We start from the raw sequence: 22,990 nt of genomic DNA on the forward strand, positions 1-22,990 counted from the left end.
ACCATCCTTTACTCAAAATATATTCAAAAAAAGAAGAGATATACAATAACTACTGTTGTATATCTCTTCTTTTACTGTTAGTTAATAGTGGAGTTTGCTTTTTCTTGCTTCGTGAAATAATCAATAATGCCCATTGCACTAATTTCTATATCTAGATGTAAAATATTATAAACGGAATGATCTGATGGAACGTTTAACTTTGTAAGATGAGAAGAGATTTTATCCATTAACAAAGTTTGTAAAGCTTTAGTCGCTTCATCGAAATCATTATACTTTTCAAAGACTTCCTTACCAGTCTGAACGAAAATAGGTAGCCAATGTTCCAGTTGATTGTATACTTCTGTAACATGAGAGGATGCGCCGTAATGACCGAAATAAATAGTATCTACATCCATACTTTGAATATGATTTTTAGAAGCAATCATCGCATCTGGTTGAAATTGTGAAGGGGACGTTGATGGTAGATACAGTTCTACACCAACGTTTGCGAGTTCTCTATAATAAATTCCAATTGTATCACCAGTGAAAACCCCGTTTGTTAATGAATCGTGAATGCTAATATGGTGCTTAGCATGCCCCGGTGTATCGTAAAATGTAAGGATACGTTCTTCGGCAATTTTTAACGTATCACCATGTTGTACAATACGAACACGTTCTTCTTCTATAGGAAGAATTGGATCAAATAGTTTATCAAAATCTTCTTTGTATACAGCTTTTGCACCTAAAATGAGTTTTGTTGGGTCAATCATATGACGAGCACCGCGAGAATGCACATATAAAGTAGCATTTGGGCACTTTTCCATCATTAAACCAGCAGCCCCTGCGTGATCTAAATGAACGTGTGTAACGATAATGTTTTTAACTGCGTTTAAATCAATATGTAATTGTTGTAAGCCTTCTAAAATATACGGAAGAGAAGGGGCTGCACAAGTTTCAATTAAAGTAATATCGTCACCTAATAAAACGTACGTACCAGTTCGTTCATTATGTTGTAAATCGAAATCATCAATCAGATATAGGTGAGAAGATAATTGCTCTACTTTTTTCATATTTACCACTCCTTATATACTGCATGTTTCTATTATACGCTAAAATAGAAAAAAGGCAGAAAACGAAGCTCGTCTTCTGCCTTTTTGTAATATTATTATTTCGTTTGTTGTTTATTAATAGACATAATGAACAGTCCAACAATCCCGCCTACTAATGGAAGCATAATTTCTCCTGCTAAATTAAAGTAGGAGCTTAAGAATAAACCATTTACATCGATTACCCAGCCAGTAACATACAATAACATCATATATAGTACGAAATAAAACTCGCGATTTGAAATCGTTTCATGTTGTGCAGTTTTCATAATGGACACCATCCTTTTCTTTTATAATGGAATATAAACTGTCACATTTTGTTCACATTTCAATTGTAAAACTTTCCATCATAAAAGTCTAGTAGTATGTGTCGAATTTTGAACGGAAATAAAGCGTTATCATTATATCTTATAAGTACGTAATAAGAGATGTATATTCACGAATGTAGTATAGTATAAACATAGAATGATAGTGAAGAGAGGGGCAAAGACAATGACAGTTTATGATTTTTCAGCTAAAACAATTACCGGTGAAGAAAAATCGTTAAAAGATTACGAAGGAAAAGCACTTCTTATTGTAAATGTAGCTAGTAAATGTGGTTTCACACCGCAATATAAAGGATTACAAGAGGTGTATGATAAATATAAAGACCAAGGACTTGAAATACTCGGATTCCCTTGTAACCAATTTGGAGGACAAGAACCAGGTACAGAAGCGGACATTACTAGTTTTTGTGAATTAAACTACGGTGTAAACTTCCCAATGTTTGCAAAGGTTGATGTGAAAGGTGATAAGGCTCATCCTTTATATACATACATGACAGAACAAGCACCAGGTTTACTCGGTATGAAAGCAGTGAAATGGAATTTTACGAAGTTTTTAATTGGAAAAGACGGGAAAGTAGTAGGGCGTTTTGCGCCACAGACGAAGCCGGTAGATTTAGAGGTTGAGATTGAGAAGGTACTTGGAGAATAATTAGGAGTTTCACTTTATTAAAAAACGTCTCAAAGAACAATGTAGTTCTTTGAGACGTTTTCTTTAAACTCACATTTTCAAGATTAAATTACTGTATCAAAGCCATCTGATTTAGGTAGAGAAGCTGCTTTTTTCATAAGCACTTCCCATAAGTGTACGGATTTCTTCCATTCTGCTGCAGCCTGCCCCTGTTTATACATAGCATTCTCATAACTGGCAGTAAGTTGTTGCATATCGGCCGAGTTGTAAAGTGTATCGATATGGAGAGCGTATTCTCGGAATGTTTGACTTTCACCCCGTGGCATGCCAATTCTCGCAAATTGTTTTAAAAGTGCACCGTAAGCTTTTTGATAAACAGCATCATCTTTTCGGTATTTATAGAAATGAATAATAAGAAATGTCCTCCATATCATTCTAGTGGTGAAGAGAATGTATCCCATAATACTAATTAGTATCGTAGAGAGGAATACGTACCACAAAGACAAACTAGTTTGAGAATTTGTGACCTTTTTAGTAGAAGCTTCTTCTGTATTTTTTATTAAACTTTTAAGTTTTGCTTCATTATTTCGTTGTTGTATTTGCGTGTTATTAGAATTATTTGCTTCGCTATTTTGTGAAATAGGAGCAGGCGTATTATTTATAAAATTATAGGGATTAGTAAATCCTTTTGTTGGTTCGAATGGAATCCATCCGTATCCTGGGAAATATACTTCGACCCAAGAGTGTGCATTATCGTTCGTGATTGTATAAACATCCTCACCTTCTGCAGAGGCAAGTGTATTGTCAAGAGTTCCTTCTGTATAGCCTTTTACCCAGCGAGCAGGAATCCCGGTAGAACGAAGTAGTACAATCATAGACGTCGAAAAATTATTACAGTAGCCGCTTTTTGTATCGAAAAGGAATTGATCTACATAATCTTGGCTCTTGGCAGGGAATAAGACATTCGTTGATTCGTATGTAAAAGAGTTGTCTGTAAAGTAATTTTCAATAGCTAATACTTTATCATATCGGTTGTCTTTATCATTTGTAAGATTGACAGCCAAGTCTTTTACGCGCTGTGGTAATGACTTGGGAAGTTGTGTGTACTTTGTCATAAAATAAGGATTTGTTTCTTGACCTTCATTTGTTTTTACAGCTTTCAAGTTTTCTATGGAAAACTCAGGGATCTCATATGTTACTTTATACGAATGTAAAGTAGTAGAAGAGTCTCCATTCATTGTATAAATTTTTTCTGAAAACGAGTCAACACTGTATGATACATCAGAAGCAGCCTCAACTGATACTAATCCTGCTGGATAGGTAAGGTGAGGGTAACTTTTTTGCATGGTAATTGTTGCCTCAGTCGTTTTCATTTTTGTATTTTGTTCGTACCAGCTTACGACGTCGTTTTTATTTTTAAAAGAAATCTTTTTCGGATTTTCAGAAATTTCCCAGCCTTTTCCTGTATAAAAATCTTTTGTTTCTACTCTCCAATATTGTTTGTTTTGCGTTCGTGCTGTGAAAACAATTGTAGGATCCGCCTTAAAAGGACCGCCTAATCGCGAGTCATCTAAACCATACCCAATTGTAGAAATTTTTTGTTCTTTACTTGCTTCAGATGTGTTGAATTTTAAAAAATCCATTGGGTTTGGCCATTGAGGGCCAAATTTTGGAGCAAAGTATGCAATGGTTGCTAATAATACGATAAATATTGTAAGTGGTCTAAGTAATTTTGAGATTTCTCTAGCATAATTTTGTAAGTGTTCACGTTCTTTTATTCGTTCTACTTGAAGAAGACTAAGCATAAAAAAGCCGATGCCAACAGTACGAATAATAGCGTAGTTTGCATTGTATAAATGTAAGTTATGAAAAGTTGCGATATAAATAATAGTCAATACAAGGAATAGAAACCCACGTTTTTTATGAATAATCCAAAATGAAGTGAAAGAACTCAAAAACCAAAATGAGAGAAAAAATAAAACCGTCGGAAAAACTGGAGAAATATCTAGTAAATTCCCTTGGAAAAACAGGGAGGAATTTCGAAACATATTAGAAAAGAATGTTGTTAGCCAAGATGGATTTATAAAAGCATTTTTATAATATAGGGAATGAATGATAAATAAGACTGTGACAATTTTTATAGGAATCTGCCACCTCGTTTGAAAAAAAGAGAGAGCGAAGCAAATTCCTATAAATGTTACGAAAATATCTAATCTACCTACATTTGTAATACCTATAAGAGGTCTTAGCCATTCTAGTAAAAGAAGAAATACACATGCATGCATGAAGAATCTGTTCGTATCCCACTTGTATTTTGCTTGTAATATCATCATTTGCTCACCTCAAAAAACACGTTTGTATACCGGTTTTCATAAACCGTGTTTACAAATATTTGTCGTTTTTTTAGAGTTTCTAGTATACTGAGTTCTCGGTGTGAAAGTTGATTCGCTTTTTCTTTCACGACAAAAACCATACATTTTCTATTTCTTATAGCAGCACAATCAGCCGCCTTTTGAATATCGGGAGAAAGATTACTGGTCACGAGTATAACCGTGACGGGCTCATAAATTTTTCTTAGTTCCATGTCTACACTCTGGGAGAGCGGGAATACACTGTCTGCTTGTACTTTTGCTAAATGACAAAGGATTTGTTGTAACTGCGTATCTCCATTGTCTAAAGGGAAAATAGTTTGTTCTTTTCCGATAGACACGAATGATGCTGGTGAATTTTGTTTCAAGACAGCCCTTACGATAGAGGCAGTAAATGTGACGACTGATTCGAATAGAAGAGACTCGGTTCTGTCTATGAATATCATGATATTATGGCTGCGCTGTTGTTCAAACTCTTTTGTCATAATATTGTTTGTTCGTGCAGTTGCTTTCCAATCGATCCATGAAAAGCGATCGCCAGGTTTATAGTCTCTGACACCGACCGAGATTGTAGAGTCTTTTGCTGAATTTATATTTGCTGAAAGCGCTCCTTGTTCGAAATGATTTTCCAATTGTCGATACGCTATATCTACATACTGGGGATAGACTAAAAATGTATCTGGAACTGAAAAAGTTACTTCTTTCTCCATCATGCCGAATAAATCGCCAGTTTTGACACGAACGCTTGAAAAAGTGTGCTCGCCTCTAGGGATTGTGTCAATAACATATTGAAACGAAATATTTCGTTTCAATCCTGGGAAGAGTACTACCTTATTCATCTTTATTTGTTTACAACTTATAAATTGTGGTGGCAGTTCATCTTCTATAACTAAATAAAGTAAGGGAAAAGGAAATTTTCTTTTTATTGTAATCGTGCTTACAAATTGTTCTCCTACTACATATCCATTTTGGTTTGTTATTCGCTTTACTTCAGCGTCCCGTAAAGCGTAGAAGGGGAGTAGTAGTGAATAAAGAGCAATGGGAATTATGCTGTAAAATAAAAACCAACTGACAAACCCTCCTTGAAACATAGCGTACACAAATGTTAAGACTAGGCATAAAGGGAGTAGCAATAACTTCATAACGTGATATAGCGCTCGCAGCATTCGTTTCATCAAGGGTTCATTGTCCTTTGAGTAGGCACGGTAGTTCGTGCAACGATTTTTGCGATAACTTGTTCGCCAGTTATTCCTTCAAATTTTGCTTCCATTTTTATAATGAGTCTATGTGCTAAAACGTAAGGGGCTAAAAGTTTAACATCGTCTGGAATAACATAATTCCTGCCATGGATAAATGCATAAGCTTGTGAAGCTTTCATTAAAGCAATCGAACCACGTGGACTTGCACCTAACTGTATAGAACTGTACGTACGAGTCTGATTAACAAGCTTTACAATGTAATGCTTAATTGCTTTGTCCATACTTACTACCCGTACGCTTTGTTGTAAATAAATTAATTCTTGTATTGTAGTAATGGTCTGTAATTGAGAGAGTGGATTTGTTTTTTCCATCCGGTTTAAAATTTCAAATTCTTCTTCTGGTGTAGGATATCCCATTTTTAGTTTCAATAAGAAACGATCGAGCTGAGCTTCTGGTAGAGAATATGTTCCTTCATATTCGACCGGATTTTGTGTAGCCATGACAAAGAACGGCTTTGGTAAAGGTCTTGTAATACCATCTATTGTAATATTTCCTTCTTCCATACATTCAAGTAAAGCAGATTGTGTCTTTGGAGATGTACGATTAATTTCATCAGCAAGTACAAAATTCCCCATAATTGGTCCAGGCTTGAACTCAAATTGGAGCTCTTTCGGATTATAAATAGAAACTCCTGTTACATCTGACGGCAATAAATCAGGTGTAAATTGAATTCGCTTATAATCAGCATCAATGGATTTAGAAAGAGCACGTACTAGCATTGTTTTTCCGACACCAGGAACATCTTCTAATAGCACATGACCTTCAGCTAAGAGAGCTGTCAAAGCTAAGATCGTTTCTTTTCGTTTTCCGACCATTATTTTTTCAATATTATTGATTATTTTTTCTACAGTGGGATGTAATGAATCAAGCTGGGGCATCGTAATCCTCCTAATGTTATTATCGTTTTCTAATCTATTTAGTGGACATATTTCTAATTCTATTTGTAGATAGTAAAACTTCCACCTTTAATTCTGAGAATATTCAGATTATTTATTTTGATTATATCTAGTATAATTGTTTCCGTAACTAAGGGCAATACAGTAAATAATGATTTGTAGTTTTATGTAAAATATATCTTGATATAAACTATTGTTGTGGGTAAAACATATAGGAAGGGAAGGAAAGATTGTCCTCAATGAGCAAAATAAATAGCGTAGGAAACCCTACGCGTAAAGTTTGGAACATATATTAATATGCCTTGTGATTAAAATGTATATGAATAAAAAATAAAGTCGACTTCACATGAAGAGGTCAGCTATTTAAATTATTACACTCTTTTATTTTTTATCTTTCTTATATTCTTTTCGTTTATTTAACCAAATATGAATTAATTCTACCAATTCCATTGTTTCAATCTCACAATATTCTCCTTTACCATCTTCGGCTAAATTGTCTAACACAGTAGTTGTGTCGTTCCGAATTTCTAAACCACAAATATTGCCATTTACTACTACATAATTTTTTTCTCCGTTTAAAACATTATGTATTTCTTCTAAAATCCAATCTCCAAAAGCTGTAACTTCAATTCCTAAAAAAGTTTCAACAAGTTTAATTTCTTGAGGAAGTCTCATAACTAAATCACTACTGTTAAGCACTTCAAAACTATATGGATATTTCATGACTATTTTACTCCTTTATTTCTGGCTTTAGTGACTCTATTTACTTCTCTATTAATCTCATAAGCTCTATTAAGGTAATAAATTCTTATACTATCATCACTATTTTCCTACTTAAATTATAGTAAAAGTAGATTATTATTAAACTTATCTATCCAATATTTCTCTGATGTAGGTATGAATTCAGTGAAATCTTCATATGTACCACTCCAATCTTTTGGTACATAGTTTTCGTAGGATGCCGGTTCTGGAAACATTGAATATAGTATTTTATTATCAAAGTTAATTAATAAGATTGGACTAAAATCTAATAGATCTTCTCCTGCATTTTTCCTTTTAATATTTTCAAGTAGTAAATAATTTAATTCTTCTTTAGTTGTTTTATATTGATTAATCCTTACTAAAAATACTTCTACATTTTCATGATCTAATACTTTTATTCCATTTCTTTCTTCCGTTTCGTCATTATCTTCAATGCTTATACCTAAATTTTTATATGCATTATCTAATTTATTATAATCTAAAAACCATAGTTCTTTATCTGTTACATACCATCTAAACTCATTTTTATATATGACGGCTACTATAATGTTTTCTGCGTAAAGCGGTTCTAATTTCATAATATACTCCTTGTATTATTATCTTAAAATCCTGCCATTCTTGTTGTATTCTTCTATTGATTCAATCCAAGTTGCTGACAATTCATATGGATTTCCTAGCGTTTTTTGTTCAACTATTTTCAGGATAGTTGCCCTTGATATGGTGGATTTAAAGTATTGTATTTTCATTTATTAACTCATTTAACGATTTAGGTATATTAAATTTAACTACTCCCAAATTACTGTCTCTATTATATAAGAAATTTTTTGCAAGCTCATTATTATCTGTACTTCATCTTAAACTTTGCTAGAAGCAAGGAAGTAATTTAACAGTCAGTGAAGGATGTGAGCCCTCCACACTGATTAGATGTTCACTTTTTTATATTTTTTCCGGAATTTTTGACAATCTCTTGAACTGTGCGAAATGTCACATCTGTATTTTACAACCTCTCTTATAGTAAGGGTATGTAAGAGAGACGTATTAAAGGAGTGAACAGTATGAAGAAAAAAACTTCAGCACTAATGAGACGTTTAAAATATTTTTCACCAATAGATCGTTATAACGATAATCATACACAAGAAACATATGAAGATCGCGAATGGGAAAATGTGTACAGAAAGCGTTGGCAGCATGATAAAGTAATTCGTTCTACACACGGCGTGAACTGTACTGGTTCATGTAGCTGGAATATATATGTGAAAGATGGAATTGTAACTTGGGAAGGGCAGGAGCTTAACTATCCGACTACAGGTCCTGATATGCCAGATTTTGAACCGCGAGGATGCCCACGTGGAGCAAGCTTTTCTTGGTACATTTATAGTCCACTTCGTGTGAAATACCCGTATGTACGTGGTGTTCTTTGGAATATGTGGCAAGAAGAATTGCAAAATAACGAGTCACCATTAGAGGCTTGGAAAAGCATTGTGGAAAACCGTGAAAAGGCACGTACGTATAAGCAGGCGCGTGGTAAAGGGGGATTCATTCGTACGAATTGGGATGAAGTGTTACAACTCGTTTCAGCTTCTTTACTGTACACAGTAATGAAATACGGTCCAGACCGAAATGTTGGCTTTTCACCAATTCCAGCTATGTCGATGTTAAGTCATGCTGCTGGTAGTCGCTTTATGCAACTTATGGGTGGACCGATGCTTAGCTTCTATGATTGGTATGCGGATTTACCACCAGCTTCTCCTCAAATTTGGGGCGATCAAACAGATGTACCAGAAAGTAGTGACTGGTATAACTCTGGTTACATTATGACATGGGGTTCAAATGTACCAATGACGAGAACACCAGATGCACACTTTTTAGCAGAGGTTCGATATAAAGGAACGAAAGTCGTTTCTGTCAGTCCTGATTTCGCTGAATCAACAAAGTTTGCGGATGATTGGATTAGTGTGAAACAAGGTACAGACGGTGCACTTGCGATGGCAATGGGGCACGTAATCTTACAAGAATTTTACGTAGATAATCAAGTGGAATATTTCACAAATTATGCGAAGCAATATACTGATTTTCCTTTCTTCGTCACATTGAAACAAAAAGGAGATCAATTCGTTGCTGATCGGTTCTTAAATGCTTCTGATATTGGACGAGAAACGAAGTTAGGGGAATGGAAACCTGTTCTTTGGAACGAGAATACGAATGATTTTGCAACACCTCACGGCACAATGGGATCACGTTGGGATAATGAAAAGAAATGGAACTTGCGTTTAGAAGATGAAGAAACAGGTGAAAAGATTGATCCACGTCTTTCTTTACTTGGAATGGAGGATAGTGTTCAAACTGTACAAATTCCGTACTTCTCTGATGATGGAAACAAAATATTAGAACGTACGATTCCAGTGAAAAAGGTTATGACAGAAGAGGGCGAATTGTTCGTTACAACTGTATACGACTTAACGTTAGCAAATTACGGTGTGAACCGAGGGCTTGGCGGACAAGGACCAAAAGACTTCAATGATGACATACCGTTTACACCTGCATGGCAAGAGAAAATGACAGGTGTAAAACGTGAGCTTATTATTCAAATCGCTCGTGAGTTCGCACAAAATGCTGTTGATACGAATGGTCGCTCAATGATAATTGTTGGAGCAGGTATTAACCATTGGTTTAACTCTGATACGATTTATCGCGCCGTTTTAAATCTTGTTCTTCTCGTTGGAGCACAAGGTGTAAACGGCGGTGGTTGGGCTCATTATGTTGGTCAAGAAAAATTAAGACCAGCAGAAGGATGGCAAACAATCGCGATGGCAAAAGATTGGCAAGGTCCACCGAAATTACAAAACGGTACATCCTTCTTCTATTTCGTAACAGATCAATGGCGTTATGAAGATACACCTGTTGGACATTTAGCATCACCAGTTGAAGGTAACTCTCGTTATCAACATCACGGTGATTACAACGTATTAGCTGCACGACTTGGCTGGTTACCTTCTTATCCAACATTCGAGAAAAATGGAATTGAATTATATAAAGAGGCTGTTGCTGCTGGTGCAACAACGCAAGAAGAAATCGGAAAATACGTTGCGCAAAAACTAAAAGAAAAAGAACTGAAATTCGCAATTGAAGATCCTGATAACAAAAACAACTTCCCGCGCAACTTATTCGTATGGCGTGCAAATTTAATTTCGAGTTCTGGTAAAGGACATGAATATTTCTTAAAACATTTATTAGGTACAACAAACGGGTTAATGAATGACGACAGTGATTCATTACGACCAGAAGAAATAAAGTGGCATGAAGAAGCGCCAGAAGGGAAGCTTGATTTACTCATTAATTTAGATTTCCGTATGGCTGGAACAGCACTGTATTCTGATATCGTCTTACCTGCTTCAACTTGGTACGAAAAACACGATTTAAGCAGTACAGATATGCATCCATTTGTACATCCATTTAATCCGGCAATCGGTTCACCGTGGGAAGCGCGCTCTGACTGGGATATTTTCACTTCACTTTCTAAAGCTGTGTCAGATTTAGCGAAGAAAATTGATCTTGAATCAATGAAAGAAGTTGTTGCAACACCACTTCTTCATGATACACCGCAAGAATTAGCGCAACCACTTGGCAAGATTAAAGATTGGAGTAAAGGTGAATGTGAACCAATCCCGGGTAAAACGATGCCACAAATTCACGTTGTTGAAAGGGATTATAAAACGATTTATGACAAAATGACTGCGCTTGGACCAAATGCCGGAAAACAACCGATTGGTACGAAAGGGATTTCTTGGTCAGCAGAAAAAGAGTATGAGCAATTAAAGAGCAAATTAGGAGTCGTTCGAACGGATTCTATCGCGAAAGGTTGTCCAGACATCAAAGAAGCAATCAATGCTGCTGAAGCGGTATTAACACTATCTTCTACAACAAACGGTCATATGGCAGTAAAAGCATGGGAAGCACTTGAAAAACAAACAGATTTAAAACTACGTGATTTAGCAGAAGAACGTGAAGAAGAATGCTTTACATTCGAACAAATTACAGCACAACCGAAAACAGTAATTACTTCTCCGGCCTTTACAGGTTCAGAAAAAGGTGGACGACGTTACTCACCGTTTACAACAAATGTGGAACGTCTCATCCCTTGGAGAACGATAACTGGTCGACAATCTTTCTACTTAGACCATGACATGATGAAAGAATTTGGTGAGACGATGGCAACATTTAAACCAATTCTGCAACATAAACCGTTCCGTAAATCACGACCTGAAGTAGAAGGGAAAGAAATTACATTAAACTATTTAACACCGCATAATAAGTGGTCGATTCATAGTATGTACTTCGATTCATTACCGATGTTAACGCTATTTAGAGGTGGTCCAACTGTTTGGATGAATAAAGAGGACGCTGCTGAAGCGGGTGTTGCAGATAATGATTGGATTGAGTGCTTTAATCGTAACGGTGTTGTTGTAGCGCGTGCTGTTGTAACGCACCGTATACCGAGAGGAATGGCATTTATGCATCATGCGCAAGATCGTCACATTAACGTACCTGGTACGAAATTAACAAGTAATCGCGGGGGAACGCATAATAGTCCAACTCGAATTCACGTAAAACCGACACATATGATTGGTGGATATGGTCAATTAAGTTATGGATTTAACTATTATGGTCCAACTGGGAACCAGCGTGATTTAAATGTTGTAATCCGTAAACTGAAGGAGGTAGATTGGCTTGAAGATTAAAGCACAAGTCGGAATGGTAATGAACCTAGATAAATGCATCGGCTGTCATACTTGTAGCGTAACATGCAAAAACACCTGGACAAATCGTCCAGGTGCTGAATATATGTATTTCAATAACGTAGAAACGAAACCAGGTATTGGTTATCCGAAACAATGGGAAGATCAGGAGAAATATAAAGGCGGCTGGGAATTGAAAAATGGTGAAATTCAGCTAAAATCCGGTTCGAACATGAAACGTCTTATGAATATTTTCCACAATCCAGATCAACCAACGATTGATGATTACTTTGAACCTTGGAACTATGATTATGAAACGTTAACAAATAGTCCGCAGCGTAAGCATCAGCCAGTTGCTCGTCCGAAATCAGCAATTACAGGCGAATTTATCGACAAAATTGAATGGGGTCCAAACTGGGAAGATGACTTAGCAGGCGGACATATAACTGGATTGCAAGATCCAAACGTAAAGAAAATGGAAGAAGAAATTAAAACAGATTTTGAAAACGTCTTTATGATGTATTTACCACGCATATGTGAACATTGTATGAATCCATCTTGCGTATCATCTTGTCCATCTGGTGCGATGTATAAGCGTGAAGAAGATGGAATTGTTCTTGTAGATCAAAATGCATGTCGCGCATGGAGATTCTGCGTATCATCTTGTCCATATAAAAAAGTGTATTTTAACTGGCAAACGAATAAAGCTGAAAAATGTACAATGTGCTTCCCACGTATTGAAGCTGGTATGCCAACAATTTGTTCAGAAACATGTGTAGGACGTATCAGGTATATTGGAGTAATGCTATATGACGCTGATAAAGTAAAAGAAGCAGCTTCTGTTGAAGACGAAAAAGATTTATATGAATCTCAGCTTACTGTTTTCCTAGATCCAAATGATCCAGAAATAGCAGCTGAAGCGAAAAAACAAGGCATTCCTGAAGAATGGATTAAAGCAGCACAACATTCACCTATCTATAAAATGATTATCGATTGGAAAATTGCTCTGCCTCTTCACCCGGAGTATCGTACAATGCCGATGGTTTGGTATATCCCTCCGCTTAGCCCAATTATGAACATGGTGGAAGGGAAAGGTAGTAACTGGCAAGCAGAAGAGGTTTTCCCTGCAATTGATAATATGCGTATTCCAATTCAATATTTAGCGAATTTACTCACTGCAGGGGATGAATCACACATTCGTCTTACATTGAAAAAAATGGCTGTTATGCGAACATATATGAGAGCACTGCAAATTAATAAAGAGCCAAATGAAGCTGTATTAAAAGAACTTGGTTTAACGAAACAGGATGTAGAAGATATGTATCGTCTTCTTGCCATTGCGAAATATAAAGATCGCTTCGTTATCCCGACATCTCACCGTGAACAAGTGGCAGATTTATATAGCGAACAAGGAAGCTGTGGTTTATCATTCACAGGTGGTCCAGGCTCTTGTATGACAATTTCTTAAATAAAGGGGGCAGAAAATTATGAGACAAAGTTTACAAACAGCTTTTTCTTGTTCTTCTTTTCTTCTCTCCTATCCTGAACTAGGGTGGAGAGAAGCTGTAACTGAATTGCAAGAAGAGGTTGAAACAATAGAACAGGAAGACGTTAAAGCGTCACTTACAGCCTTTATAAAGCAAGTGCTAGATAAAACGAATGATCAACTCATTGATAGTTACGTATATACATTCGATTTTGGTAAGAAAACAAATATGTATCTTACTTATATGAACACTGGTGAACAAAGAGAAAGAGGTATTGAATTACTGGAGTTAAAACAGCATTATAAAAAATCTGGTTTTGAAGTAACAGATAAAGAATTACCTGATTATTTACCGCTATTGCTTGAGTTCTTTGCAAATGCAAATGAGATAGACAGTGAACCAATTATGAGTAAATACACGGAGAATATACAAGCGTTACACGTTCAATTAAAAGAAGCAGACAGTATGTATGAACCAATTCTTGCGGCTGTTCTACTCGCTATCGAAACATGGGGTGTACAGACAAATTAGAAAGGAGAGTTGTTAAAATGATGGATCAATTTCTATGGGTATTGTTTCCCTATATCATTTTTGCAATCTTTATCGGTGGACATATTTTTAGATACAACTATGATCAATTTGGATGGACATCAAAATCTAGTGAACTATTAGAAAAGAAAATGCTCCGACTCGGAAGTCTATTATTTCACTTTGGGATCATGTTCGTAATTGGCGGTCATGTTATGGGGATTTTAATTCCAGAAGCTGTATACCGTTCAGTAGGTATTTCTGAGCATATGTATCATGTAGTAGCAATTAGTTTTGGGCTTCCGGCAGGTGTTGCTTCTATTAGCGGTTTAATTATATTAACGTACCGCCGCGTAACTGTAAAACGTATCATTGCAACGAGTACAAAGGGAGATTATATTGCGCTTATTTTATTACTTATCGTAATGCTAGCAGGACTTTCCTCAACATTTTTAAATATCGATTCAAAAGGATTTGATTATCGTACAACGATTGGCCCTTGGTTCCGAAGTCTCTTTATTTTCCAACCGAAAGTTGAATATATGATGGAAGTACCAATATGGTTTAAAATTCACATTCTCGCAGGGATGGGGCTTTTCGCAGTGTGGCCATTTACAAGACTTGTACATGTATTTAGTGCCCCAATTAAATATGTAAGCCGTAGTTATGTGATTTACAGAAGACGTATTCCTAATGAGTTGAAAAAATAATACTGCTGTAAACGGATAGGAGCTAATGGTTAAAACGAAACGAGGTCTAATATGGAAGGCCTCGTTTTTGTTTACATAGGGAATAAATGTTAATAAGTAGTTTAAATTGAAAAAAGATTAGCATCTAAATAAGATGCTAATCAATGCTACAAACAGAAGCAGAGCAATCTTCACAAGCAATTTCACATTTTAAAAATTGTAAATCGTGGATTGTAATCTTTCCTTTATGAATTGAAATTGTACCTTGCTTTTTTAATTCATTTAACATTCGATTTACACTTTCACGTGAAGTTGCACAGAAATTAGCGAGTTCTTGATTCGTTAATGGTAAATCGATGAGAATACCATTTTCTTTTAATACACCGTAACTATTTGTCATTCGTATAAGAGTAGAGTACAGGGCACCTTTTTTGCCGTGTAATACTAAATCTCGGAACTTCGTTTGCATTCTTCTTAAATGTTCACTAATCCATTTCATAAATTCAAATACAAGAGCGGGTTTTTGGAGTAATGCTTTTTCTAACGCTTCACGTTTTATTACACCTACTTCAACATCTTCAAGACATTTTGAGTTTAATAAATATTTTGCATTATCCGTGAACAATGTTAATTCTCCAATAATGTCATATTCCGAACAAATTCGAAGTGTTAATTCTTGTCCGTCAGCACTAAGTTTACTAATTTGTACTTTCCCTGAGTGAATGATATAGAGTTCTGTTGCCTCCATACCTTCTTGAAAAATAAAACTACCTTTTTTTATCTGCATTTTATATTCAACAGATGCAAGTAATTCTTTTAAATCTTGAGATAATGTCATACTGTTTGCCACAGTGATCACCTTTCTTCTTATAAGCAATACATTTCCTATTTTGAGTGTAAGTATGATGAAAATGCAAGAGCTATTTAAAAATAAATTGAAATTTCAATGACAGTAAGGAGGAGTGGCTAAAGATGTGAACAAAATGCGAACGGATTTGTGAAAATTTTTTGAATGGGGAAAGTGATGTGAGAAAAGTCACATTGAATATGTAGCTTCTTTTTTATAATGAAGGCAAATAAAAAAATGAAAGCTTACTAAGGATTGCAGCAGAAAAGAAGGGATATAGATGCACGAGAACATGAAAGATTCTTTAAAGCGGCCACTTCAAGATTTACGCATTTCAGTTATTGATCGTTGTAATTTTAGGTGCACATATTGTATGCCTGCTGAAGTGTTCGGACCTGATTATGCTTTTTTACAGAAAGAGTGTTTATTAACATTTAATGAAATAGAAAGGTTAGCTAGATTATTTATAAGTATGGGAGTTAATAAAATTAGGCTTACTGGCGGTGAACCTTTATTGCGTAAAGACTTACCGAAATTAATTGCAAGACTTACAAATCTAGAAGGCTTAAAAGACATTGGACTCACAACAAACGGAATTCATTTAGCAAAACAAGCTAAGGCGCTAAAAGACGCGGGATTAAAACGTGTAAATATTAGTTTAGATGCGATAGAGGACCATGTCTTCAAAAAAATTAACGGAAGAAATGTAAGTACAAAACCTGTACTGAAAGGAATAGAAGCAGCAAATGCTGCTGGATTAGAAGTAAAGGTAAATATGGTCGTAAAAAAAGGGATGAATGATAGTCAAATTCTTCATATGGCTCGTTATTTTAAAGAAAAAGAAATTCAGCTCCGTTTCATTGAGTTTATGGATGTAGGCAGTACAAACGGATGGAATTTTGAAGAAGTCATTACGAAGGAACAATTAATAGAGAAAATTAATCGTGTATATCCAATTGAGCCCGCTCAGCCTCGTTATTTTGGAGAGGTTGCGAAATTGTATCGATATGTAGGGAGTAATGCAGAAGTTGGATTTATTACTTCTGTTTCTGAGTCATTTTGTTCTTCTTGTACGAGAGCTCGTATTTCGGCAGACGGCAAGTTTTTCACGTGCCTATTTGGAGCGAAAGGAACGGATTTGCGAACGCTTCTTCGAGAAAATATTTCTGATGCATCACTATTAAAAATTTTAAATGATACATGGCGATATAGAACAGATCGATATTCAGATGAAAGAACGGTTGAGAATACAAGTAAACGTCCAAAAGTTGAAATGTCTTACATTGGTGGATAGTGAAAGGAGGATTTCTTATGCAAGAGCGTTATTCAAGACAAGTGTTGTTTTCTGGAATTGGTGAAATGGGACAAAGAAAAATAAGAGAAAAGCATGTGCTCCTAATCGGTGCGGGTGCGCTAGGAGCTGCGAATGCAGAAGCACTTGCTAGGATGGGAATTGGGAAATTGACAATTGCTGATCGTGACTACGTCGAATGGAGTAATTTACAGCGGCAGCAGTTATATACAGAAGAAGATGCGCAGCAGTGTAAACCAAAAGCAATTGCAGCAGCAGAACATGTAAGAAAGATTAATTCTGAAGTGGAAATTGTACCAGTTGTAACAGATGTCACAATGCGAGAAATAGAAGAGTTAACAAAAGATGTGGATCTCATATTAGATGCGACTGACAATTTCGATACGCGTCTACTTATAAATGACATTTCACAAAAAGAAAATATACCTTGGATATATGGCGGATGCATTGGGAGTTACGGTGTAACGTATACAATTCTTCCTGGGAAAACACCATGTTTTCGCTGTCTAATGGATCATCCTATGGGCGGTGCAACATGCGATACAGCCGGAATCATTCAGCCAGCTGTACAAATGGTCGTTGCTCACCAAGTTACAGAGGCGATGAAAATATTGGTGGGTGATTATGAATCATTAAGAGGGACGATGTTGTCATTTGATATTTGGAACAATCAATATCTCTCATTAAAAGTAAATAGACAGAAGAAAAGTACATGTCCTTCTTGTGGGAAATCACGAACGTATCCAAGCCTAATATTTGAAGCGCAAATGAAAACGGAAGTGTTATGCGGACGGAATACAGTTCAAATCCGTTCAGGAATAAAGAGAAATCTTAATTTAACCGAAATTCAAAAACGATTACAAAAAAGTGTACATGTAAAAAAAACGCCTTACTTACTATCATTTCTAGTTGATGAATATCGTTTTGTTTTATTTATAGACGGTAGGGCATTTATTCATGGGACAAATGATGTAAAAATAGCAAAACGATTATACGCCAAATATATAGGATGAACAGAAAAATCGTTTTTTCCTTATTAAAACGAGGTGAAAAAAGAATGTTAGATAAACGTATACCAATTCCAGTAGCAGAAGCAGTTGCTCGTGTAATGAAATATGCCTACCAAGGTGAAATGGAAAAGGTTTCTCTTATAGAAAGCTACGGTAGAACACTTGGAGAAGATGTTATTGCAGATCATGATGTTCCGCATTTTGATCGCTCTCCGTACGACGGGTTTGCGATTCGAGCGGAAGATACAAAAGAAGCGAGTAGTAGTAACCCCATTCAATTTGAAGTAATTGGCGAAATTGGAGCAGGCTTTGTTTTTACAGAAGAAGTGAAAGAATTTCAAGCTGTCCGTATTATGACAGGTGCCGCAATTCCGGAAGGGTGTAATGCGGTTGTTATGTTAGAGCTAACGGAAGGATTTGAAGAAAACGAAAAGATTTATATGGTATTAAAACGTTCTTTCTCTTCTGGCGATAACATTTCTTTTAAAGGAGAAGATGTAAACCAAAATAGCATCCTTGTGAAAAAAGGGACTGTTATTAATCCTGGAGTAGCAGCGCTTCTTGCTACGTTTGGTTATAGTTCCGTACATGTTATAAAACAGCCGGTTATTGGAATTGTAACGACAGGAAGCGAACTGCTTGAAGTACATGAACAATTAAAGCTAGGAAAGATTCGAAATAGTAACTCTTATATGATTGCTGCTCAAATTGAACGAGCCGGCGGAGTTGTACAGTATTATGGGCAATTCGCTGACGATTTAGAGACGTGTTATAACACTGTAAAAAAAGCGATGAAAGAAGTCGATATTTTAATTACAACTGGTGGCGTTTCGGTAGGAGATTATGACTATTTACCTGCTATTCATAAGAGGTTACAAGCTAATGTACTTTTTAACAAAATAGCGATGCGACCAGGAAGTGTGACAACTGTAGCTGAGGTAGAAGGAAAACTACTATTTGGTTTATCTGGTAATCCTTCTGCTTGCTATGTCGGTTGTGAATTATTTGTTCGGCCAGTTATTCGAACATACTTGTATAAGAAAAATCCGCACGTATTTCGTGCAGAGGCAATATTACAAAAAGACTTTCCGAAAGCAAATCCATTTACTCGATTTGTAAGAGGGAAAGTGGAAATTGTAGATGGAACATTGCAAGCTATACCAGTTGGTTTAGATAAATCTAGTGCAATTTCTTCACTTGCAGAGGCGAACGCATTTATCGTCCTGCCGGGAGGAACGAGAGGATTTGAAGCAGGAATAACTGTTTCGGTACTGTTATTAGAATCAAACGCTGGAAGTGAGTGGCCTTGGGAAGAACCACTTCGATCATACAAATAATAGAAAAATAGATTACTAACTTATACAAAGATAAGAGGTGCAAAATGATACAAACGTATTATGAAGTAATTGATACACCTATTTCAATTGAGGAAGTTACAAACAAAGTAATTCGTCGTGAGTGTGGCGCAGTTACTACTTTCGTTGGTACTGTTAGAGAATTTACGAAAGGACGTCGTACGCTACATTTAGAGTATGTAGCATATAAAACAATGGCAGAAAAACAACTTGAGAGAATTGGTACTGAAGTAGGAGAGAGGTGGCCTGGGACATTTGTCGCCATTACACATCGCATTGGTACATTACAAATTTCTGATCTTGCTGTTGTCGTCGCTGTTTCTACACCACACCGGAAAGCAGCCTATGAGGCGAACGAATATATTATGGAGCGTATAAAACAAATCGTTCCAATTTGGAAGAAAGAATTTTGGGAAGATGGTGAATCATGGATTGGTGATCAGTTAGAGAATGTAGCATATGAGAATGGTGAGCCTGAAGAGGAGATGAGAATATGATTGAAGTACTATTATTTGCACATTTACAAGAAGAAGTAAGTAAGCCAGCATTACAAATCGATTGTGAAAATATTACAGTTGCTGAACTAAAGAAGGTACTCATTAAGAAATACAACGTAGCGATTTCAAATGAAATCATGGTAGCTATAAATGAAGAGTATGCAAATGAGAATGACATCATTCAAACTGGTGATACTGTGGCGATGATTCCGCCAGTAAGTGGTGGTTGATTCTTTTCGACCTAATCATGTTACGACGTGATTAGGCTGGAGAGAATGAATATAACTATGCATACATAGGAGGGAACAGGATGAAAAGTCCTAATTTTCAATTAAGTTTACAAACTTCTAATCTAATTATAGGTTTTATGGTATGGGTCATTTTATCATCATTAATGCCTTATATTAAAGTGGATATCCCATTAACTGCGGGGCAAATTTCTATGGTCACAGCAGTACCCGTTATTTTAGGTTCTGTTCTTCGCATTCCAATTGGTTATTGGACAAATCGTTTCGGAGCAAGAAAATTATTCTTTATTAGTTTTATTCTATTATTACTTCCTGTCTTTTATATTAGTGTTGCCAATTCTATGATGGATTTAATTATTGGTGGATTATTTGTAGGAATCGGTGGTGCTGTATTCTCTGTAGGAGTAACTTCTTTACCAAAATACTTTCCGAAAGAGAGTCATGGTTTTGTAAATGGTATTTACGGTGTCGGTAACGCCGGAACAGCAATTACTTCATTTTTAGCGCCTGTTATCGCAACTTCAGTTGGCTGGAGAACGACAGTACAATGTTATTTAGTTTTACTTGCAGCATTTGCACTTATGAACTTTTTATTAGGTGATCGTAAGGAGAAAAAGGTGAATACACCATTAATGGAACAAATAAAAGGTGTATATAAAAATGAGAAACTTTGGTTTTTATGTATCTTTTACTTTTTAACATTCGGATCATTTGTCGCATTTACAGTATACTTACCAAACTTTTTAGTATCTCACTTCGGATTAGAGAAAGTAGATGCTGGTATGCGAACTGCAGGATTCATCGTACTCGCAACAATTATGCGTCCGATTGGTGGTTGGCTCGGAGATAAGTTTAATCCATTTAAAATATTAATCTTCGTATTTATCGGTTTAACACTTTCAGGTATTATTTTATCATTCATGCCTAGTATGAACGTGTATACATTTGGTTGCTTACTAGTCGCATTTTGTGCAGGCATTGGTAATGGTACAATCTTTAAACTCGTTCCAATGTACTTCTCAGAACAAGCAGGTATTGTAAATGGACTCGTTTCAGCTTTAGGCGGACTAGGAGGGTTCTTCCCGCCCCTAATTTTAACATTACTATTCCAACTAACAGGCCATTATGCAATTGGATTTATGGCATTATCAGAAGTCGCACTTGCTTGTTTAATCATTACAGTGTGGATGTATAGTCAAGAAAAGCTGTTAGTGATGTTAAAGAATCATTAATAAGGAAAAAGAACCATCCCAAAGTATTTTGGGATGGTTCTTTTAGTAATAGGCTTCAACATGTTTTTATTGATCTCTCAATAAACGCTTGTTTTCTATAAGAATGTGCTTTTAAAATGAAGATGTCAAAAGTTATTCAATTAAAGGGCAGATTAATTAAGGAAATCTTAAATCTATTCTAAAGATCGAACTCATTTTTAGAATGCAAATATTTAATTGAATCGGGATGTTTAGATGAAAAAAATATAAGTCCACTCAAGATAAACAAGTATCAGGTGTGTTAGGTAGTTTAAGCGACAAGTATAGGATTGATGCAAGTATCCTTCGCATAGTAACTGCATTATCAGATTTTTTTAGGGCCAAATTTTTTGGTAAGGTTAATGGATATTGTGAAAAAGTATACTTAAAATAAAGAAGATAGTTTAGGTCAATAAGATAAAATTATGAATTTGTATAAATAATCCATAATTTTCTTTATGAGTTATATTTGGTATGTTAAAGAAAAGAGAGGAGAGGGAAATGAAATAAGAATTTTTGATGCACATTTTCATATTATTGGTTTAAGTTTTTCTGATTATTGAGAATTGAAGGGGTTTTCCGACTGATTAAATGTGATTCATATTTAGTAAAGTGTTTAATCCAACTAAAATATATTTAGAATGAGGTTTTACATGTTTGTTTTTATTATACTAGACGTAATATTACCAATATTAATATTAATGCTAATTGGTGCAATCTTACAAAGAAAGTTCCAATTTAACTTAAAGCAGCTTTCTACACTTATTACTTATTGCTTAATGCCAGCGGCTGTATTTGTGAATATATATGATATTAGTATAGAGACAGGTTTGTTGCTCCAAATAATATACTATTTAATGCTTTATAGTCTGAGTCTGATCATAGTAAGTCATTTCATTTCAAAAACATTAAAGTTAGAAAAAGGAGAAAGTGCAGCTCTAAAAAATAGCATTTCGTTAATGAATTCCGGTAATTATGGGTTACCAGTAAGTCAATTGATTTTCAGTCACAATCCAGTGGGGGTTTCCATTCAGATTTTTATTGTGATTTTCCAGAATCTTTTAACTTATTCATATGGGATATATAACTTACTATCAGCAACAAAAACAATCGGAGGTATTATTCAATCATTTCTAAGACTGCCTGTATTTCATGCGCTCGTATTAGGGGTTCTCTTTCAATCTTTTAAAATTCAAATACCTAATTCTATCTTGCTACCTCTTAATCAGCTTGCGAATGGTTTTGTTGCAATAGCACTCATATTGCTAGGGGCGCAATTATCCAACATTAAACTTAATTTTTTCCATCGAGTCATAACATGGGCTTTAATTGGAAGGTTACTGATGGGACCATTATTAGCACTTGCTGTAATATACATACTAAACATCGATGGTATTGTTGCACAATCGTTATTTATTGCAAGTTCTTTTCCTACTTCAAGAAATACATCAACCATTGCTATGGAATATCAAATAGAGCCTGAATTACATGCACAAATCGTTTTATTTTCAACAATTTTCAGCATTATTACAGTAACTGTCGTTATTTATTTATCATATATTTTGTTTTGAATATACGTGCAAAAACGAAAAGATTTGAGGCGGTAAATGATGGACAGAAGTCCTATAGATATGAGAAGAAAGCAGTCTTTCATATATTGGGTGTCGTTTACAATTGTACCATGTTTCAAAATCTAGTGACTTAAT

General features: G+C 35.5%; 20 protein-coding genes and 1 pseudogene. 13 read left to right on the top strand and 8 right to left on the bottom strand.

Annotated elements, in window-relative coordinates; all coding sequences use genetic code 11:
• Positions 1 to 77 precede the first annotated feature (77 nt).
• Positions 78 to 1,049: an MBL fold metallo-hydrolase gene (locus MHB52_RS11145; protein ID WP_061663723.1), complete on the bottom strand. Its 972-nt coding sequence runs from the start codon at positions 1,047 to 1,049 to the stop codon at positions 78 to 80.
• Positions 1,050 to 1,144: 95 nt separating this feature from the next.
• Positions 1,145 to 1,354 (bottom strand): DUF3925 domain-containing protein, encoded by a 210-nt coding sequence (locus MHB52_RS11150; protein WP_000844984.1) that lies wholly within the window; start codon positions 1,352 to 1,354, stop codon positions 1,145 to 1,147.
• Between the two features lie 223 nt (positions 1,355 to 1,577).
• Here MHB52_RS11150 and bsaA point away from each other — a divergent pair, with 223 nt between their 5' ends.
• Positions 1,578 to 2,060 (top strand): glutathione peroxidase, encoded by a 483-nt coding sequence (bsaA, locus tag MHB52_RS11155; RefSeq protein ID WP_000219434.1) that lies wholly within the window; start codon positions 1,578 to 1,580, stop codon positions 2,058 to 2,060.
• 83 nt (positions 2,061 to 2,143) lie between these two features.
• On the opposite strand, the gene MHB52_RS11160 is transcribed toward bsaA, so the two are convergent.
• The 5 genes from MHB52_RS11160 to MHB52_RS11180 all read right to left on the bottom strand — a co-directional run bounded on the left by MHB52_RS11160 (position 2,144) and on the right by MHB52_RS11180 (position 7,903).
• The gene (locus MHB52_RS11160; RefSeq protein WP_016117692.1) at positions 2,144 to 4,372 is read right to left on the bottom strand and encodes a transglutaminase TgpA family protein; all 2,229 of its coding nucleotides are present in this window, start codon (positions 4,370 to 4,372) and stop codon (positions 2,144 to 2,146) included.
• Positions 4,369 to 5,583 carry a DUF58 domain-containing protein gene (locus tag MHB52_RS11165; RefSeq protein ID WP_016117693.1) on the bottom strand — a complete coding sequence of 405 codons (1,215 nt, stop codon included), beginning with the start codon at positions 5,581 to 5,583 and terminating at the stop codon, positions 4,369 to 4,371. The genes MHB52_RS11160 and MHB52_RS11165 overlap by 4 nt, the downstream gene beginning before the upstream one ends.
• Positions 5,583 to 6,545 (bottom strand): AAA family ATPase, encoded by a 963-nt coding sequence (locus MHB52_RS11170; RefSeq protein ID WP_001135808.1) that lies wholly within the window; start codon positions 6,543 to 6,545, stop codon positions 5,583 to 5,585. The genes MHB52_RS11165 and MHB52_RS11170 overlap by 1 nt, the downstream gene beginning before the upstream one ends.
• Positions 6,546 to 6,944: 399 nt before the next feature.
• Positions 6,945 to 7,286, bottom strand: a complete 342-nt coding sequence (locus MHB52_RS11175) for a hypothetical protein (RefSeq protein WP_000877039.1) — start codon at positions 7,284 to 7,286, stop codon at positions 6,945 to 6,947.
• Positions 7,287 to 7,402: 116 nt separating this feature from the next.
• Positions 7,403 to 7,903, bottom strand: coding sequence for a hypothetical protein (locus MHB52_RS11180; protein ID WP_044797210.1), 501 nt, complete (start codon positions 7,901 to 7,903; stop codon positions 7,403 to 7,405).
• A 477-nt stretch (positions 7,904 to 8,380) separates the two neighbouring features.
• Here MHB52_RS11180 and MHB52_RS11185 point away from each other — a divergent pair, with 477 nt between their 5' ends.
• Genes MHB52_RS11185 through narI form a run of 4 tightly spaced genes read left to right on the top strand, consistent with a single transcriptional unit; the run spans position 8,381 to position 14,786 of the window.
• Positions 8,381 to 12,064, top strand: coding sequence for a nitrate reductase subunit alpha (locus MHB52_RS11185; protein WP_000730784.1), 3,684 nt, complete (start codon positions 8,381 to 8,383; stop codon positions 12,062 to 12,064).
• Positions 12,054 to 13,529, top strand: a complete 1,476-nt coding sequence (narH, locus tag MHB52_RS11190; RefSeq protein WP_061663725.1) for a nitrate reductase subunit beta — start codon at positions 12,054 to 12,056, stop codon at positions 13,527 to 13,529. The genes MHB52_RS11185 and narH overlap by 11 nt, the downstream gene beginning before the upstream one ends.
• A gap of 19 nt (positions 13,530 to 13,548) precedes the next feature.
• Positions 13,549 to 14,079, top strand: a complete 531-nt coding sequence (gene narJ, locus MHB52_RS11195; RefSeq protein ID WP_001249924.1) for a nitrate reductase molybdenum cofactor assembly chaperone — start codon at positions 13,549 to 13,551, stop codon at positions 14,077 to 14,079.
• 17 nt (positions 14,080 to 14,096) lie between these two features.
• The gene (gene narI / locus MHB52_RS11200) at positions 14,097 to 14,786 is read left to right on the top strand and encodes a respiratory nitrate reductase subunit gamma (protein WP_000969222.1); all 690 of its coding nucleotides are present in this window, start codon (positions 14,097 to 14,099) and stop codon (positions 14,784 to 14,786) included.
• 136 nt (positions 14,787 to 14,922) lie between these two features.
• Here narI and MHB52_RS11205 read toward each other — a convergent pair whose 3' ends face one another.
• Positions 14,923 to 15,615, bottom strand: a complete 693-nt coding sequence (locus MHB52_RS11205) for a Crp/Fnr family transcriptional regulator (protein WP_000013866.1) — start codon at positions 15,613 to 15,615, stop codon at positions 14,923 to 14,925.
• A 277-nt stretch (positions 15,616 to 15,892) separates the two neighbouring features.
• Here MHB52_RS11205 and moaA point away from each other — a divergent pair, with 277 nt between their 5' ends.
• The 8 genes and pseudogenes from moaA to MHB52_RS11245 all read left to right on the top strand — a co-directional run bounded on the left by moaA (position 15,893) and on the right by MHB52_RS11245 (position 22,855).
• Positions 15,893 to 16,906 (top strand): GTP 3',8-cyclase MoaA, encoded by a 1,014-nt coding sequence (gene moaA, locus MHB52_RS11210; protein WP_000545033.1) that lies wholly within the window; start codon positions 15,893 to 15,895, stop codon positions 16,904 to 16,906.
• A 17-nt stretch (positions 16,907 to 16,923) separates the two neighbouring features.
• On the top strand, positions 16,924 to 17,937 hold the full coding sequence (locus MHB52_RS11215; protein ID WP_001158130.1) for a molybdopterin-synthase adenylyltransferase MoeB: 1,014 nt from the start codon (positions 16,924 to 16,926) through the stop codon (positions 17,935 to 17,937).
• 44 nt (positions 17,938 to 17,981) lie between these two features.
• Positions 17,982 to 19,271, top strand: a complete 1,290-nt coding sequence (locus tag MHB52_RS11220) for a molybdopterin molybdotransferase MoeA (protein ID WP_000884820.1) — start codon at positions 17,982 to 17,984, stop codon at positions 19,269 to 19,271.
• 44 nt (positions 19,272 to 19,315) lie between these two features.
• The gene (locus MHB52_RS11225; protein WP_000616829.1) at positions 19,316 to 19,786 is read left to right on the top strand and encodes a molybdenum cofactor biosynthesis protein MoaE; all 471 of its coding nucleotides are present in this window, start codon (positions 19,316 to 19,318) and stop codon (positions 19,784 to 19,786) included.
• A complete protein-coding gene (gene moaD, locus MHB52_RS11230; RefSeq protein ID WP_000573682.1) occupies positions 19,783 to 20,016 on the top strand; it encodes a molybdopterin converting factor subunit 1 in 234 nt (77 codons plus the stop codon). The genes MHB52_RS11225 and moaD overlap by 4 nt, the downstream gene beginning before the upstream one ends.
• Before the next feature lie 80 nt (positions 20,017 to 20,096).
• The gene (narK, locus tag MHB52_RS11235; protein ID WP_000841857.1) at positions 20,097 to 21,266 is read left to right on the top strand and encodes a nitrate transporter NarK; all 1,170 of its coding nucleotides are present in this window, start codon (positions 20,097 to 20,099) and stop codon (positions 21,264 to 21,266) included.
• Between the two features lie 238 nt (positions 21,267 to 21,504).
• A pseudogene (locus tag MHB52_RS11240) lies at positions 21,505 to 21,633 on the top strand (PspC domain-containing protein); the annotation flags it as partial.
• Between the two features lie 304 nt (positions 21,634 to 21,937).
• Positions 21,938 to 22,855 (top strand): AEC family transporter, encoded by a 918-nt coding sequence (locus MHB52_RS11245; protein WP_000497508.1) that lies wholly within the window; start codon positions 21,938 to 21,940, stop codon positions 22,853 to 22,855.
• Positions 22,856 to 22,990 lie beyond the last annotated feature (135 nt).

Origin of the sequence: Bacillus sp. FSL K6-0073 (assembly GCF_038006085.1) — a bacterium.
GTDB classification, from domain to species: Bacteria; Bacillota; Bacilli; order Bacillales; family Bacillaceae_G; genus Bacillus_A; species Bacillus_A cereus.